Origin of the sequence: Streptomyces sp. NPDC046876 (assembly GCF_040645035.1) — a bacterium.
GTDB lineage: Bacteria > Actinomycetota > Actinomycetes > Streptomycetales > Streptomycetaceae > Streptomyces.
Genome location: NZ_JBEYXK010000217.1, coordinates 1 through 2547, shown reverse-complemented (window position 1 = coordinate 2547; position 2547 = coordinate 1). Strand labels below are relative to the sequence as shown.

Annotated in this window: 1 protein-coding gene, 1 rRNA gene and 1 pseudogene; all 3 read left to right on the top strand. The window is 75.1% G+C overall.

What is annotated here, in order from left to right; genetic code table 11:
- A 5S ribosomal RNA gene (gene rrf / locus ABZ924_RS38425) occupies positions 1–91 on the top strand; the annotation flags it as partial.
- Between the two features lie 183 nt (positions 92–274).
- Positions 275–970: pseudogene (locus ABZ924_RS38420) on the top strand (tetratricopeptide repeat protein); the annotation flags it as partial.
- A gap of 609 nt (positions 971–1579) precedes the next feature.
- Positions 1580–2428 (top strand): tetratricopeptide repeat protein, encoded by an 849-nt coding sequence (locus ABZ924_RS38415; protein WP_361920369.1) that lies wholly within the window; start codon positions 1580–1582, stop codon positions 2426–2428.
- Positions 2429–2547: the final 119 nt, after the last annotated feature.

The window sequence follows — 2547 nt, the reverse complement described above, 5'->3', positions numbered from 1 at the left end:
GCCCGGTTACATTCCGAACCCGGAAGCTAAGCCTTTCAGCGCCGATGGTACTGCAGGGGGGACCCTGTGGGAGAGTAGGACGCCGCCGAACAATCTTTCAAAAGGACCCTTGGTCCTCAGCGTTCAGCTGAGGACCAAGGGTCCTTTTTGTTTTGCACCTCTTTACGCCGGAGCGCGGCCATGGGCTGGTTGCGCGAGAATGACTAGCGGTACCCCGAAGACAGGAGTCACACCCATGTCCAACTCTCCCGACGATCGTCCGGAGCGCGAGCCCCGTCGCAACGACGGTGGTGACAGGGGCGGCTACCGCGGGGGCCGTGACGACCGTGGCGGCGACCGCGGCGGGTTCCGCCGTGACGACCGCGGTGGCCGTCCCTCCTCCGGCGGCGGCTTCCGCCGTGACGACCGCGGCGGCGACCGTCCGTTCCGCCGTGACGACCGCGGTGACCGTCCGTCGTACGGGCGCCGCGACGACGAGCGGGGCGGCCGTCCCGCCGGCGACCGCGGCGGCTACCGCCGCGACGACCGCGGTGACCGCCCCTCGTACCCGCGCCGCGAAGACCGGCCGTCCTACCCGCGCCGTGACGACCGCGGCGGCGACCGTCCGGGCTTCCAGCGCCGTGACGACGACCGTCCGTCCTTCCGCCGTGACGACCGCGGCGACCGCGGGGAGCGTCCCTCGTACCCGCGTCGCGACGACCGGGGCGGCGACCGTCCGTTCCGCCGCGACGACCGGGGCGACCGTCCCTCGTACCAGCGGCGCGACGACGAGCGCGGCGGCTTCCGCCGTGACGACGAGCGTCCCTCCTTCCGCCGTGACGACCGGGGTGACCGCCCGTCGTTCCGTCGGGACGACCGCGGCGACCGCGGGGAGCGCCCCTCGTACCCGCGCCGTGACGATCGGGGCGAGCGTCCCTCGTTCCGTCGTGACGACCGCGGTGAGCGCCCGTCCTACCCGCGCCGTGACGACCGGGGCGAGCGTCCCTCGTACCCGCGCCGTGACGACGAGCGTTCCTCCTACCGCCGTGACGACCGCGGCGAGCGGCCTTCGTACCCGCGCCGTGACGACGACCGCGGCGGCTACCGCCGCGACGACCGTCCGTCCTTCCGCCGCGACGACCGCGGTGACCGGGGCGAGCGTCCCTCGTACCCGCGTCGTGACGACCGCGGCGAGCGCCCGTCCTACCCGCGCCGCGACGACGAGCGCGGTGGGTTCCGTCGTGACGACCGGGGTGAGCGTCCTTCGTACCCGCGTCGTGACGACCGTGGCGGCGAGCGCGGCGGGTTCCGCCGTGACGACCGCGGCGAGCGTCCTTCGTACCCGCGCCGTGACGACCGCGGTGGCGAGCGCGGCGGGTTCCGCCGTGACGACCGCGGTGACCGTCCCTCGTACGGGCGTCGCGACGACCGGGGCGGCGAGCGCGGTGGCTACCGCGGCGGCCGTGACGACCGCGGCGGCTACCGGGGCGGCCGCGACGAGCGCGGCGGCGACCGCGACTTCCGCGCCGACCGCGACCGCGAGCCGGTGAAGCGCCTGCCGATCGACGAGGACGTCACCGGCCTCGAGATCGACGCCGACGTGCGCCAGGAGCTCCTGAGCCTGCCCAAGGGCCTGGCCGAGGAGGTCTCCCGCAACCTGGTCATGGTCGCCCGGCTGATCGACGAGGAGCCGGAGCAGGCGTACGCGTACTCGCGCATCGCCCTGCGGCTCGCCTCCCGCGTCGCCGCCGTCCGCGAGGCCGCCGGCTTCGCCGCGTACGCCACGCAGAAGTACAGCGAGGCCCTCGCCGAGTTCCGCGCCGCCAAGCGCATGACCGGCTCCGTTGAGCTGTGGCCCGTCATGGCCGACTGCGAGCGCGGCCTCGGCCGCCCGGAGCGGGCCCTGGCCATGGCCGGCGAGCCCGAGGTGCAGAAGCTCGACAAGGCCGGCCAGGTCGAGATGCGTCTGGTCGCCGCCGGCGCCCGCCGGGACATGGGGCAGCTCGACGCCGCCATCGTGACCCTGCAGAGCCCCGAGCTCGCGTCCAACGCCGTCCAGCCGTGGACCGCCCGCCTGCGGTACGCCTACGCCGACGCGCTGCTGGCCGCCGGCCGTGAGGACGAGGCGCGCGAGTGGTTCGCCAAGACCATCGAGTCGGACAAGGACGGCGCCACCGACGCCTCCGACCGCCTCGCGGAGCTCGACGGTGTCGAGTTCGTCGACGCCCTCGACACCGAGGCCTTCGGCGAAGAGGGCGAGGGCGAGGAGGACGACCTCGACGGCCAGGACCCGGCCGAGGTCGCCGCCGCCGAGCGGGCCTCCGACCAGGCCGAGTACTACGACGAGGACGACGAGGAGTACGAGCCGGCCGAGCAGTCCGAGGCCGACGCCGACGCCGACGTCACCGACGAGGTCGTCGCCGGGACCCCGGACGACGAGCAGGCCTGAGCAGTGAAGTGCGCGAAGTGAGCGCGAAGTGGGGGGGGGGGGGGGCGCCCGCGCGGGGGGGGCGGGCCGGCCGAGAGGCGGGGAGCGGGCGGGGGGGGGGGCGCGCCGCGCGGCCGGCG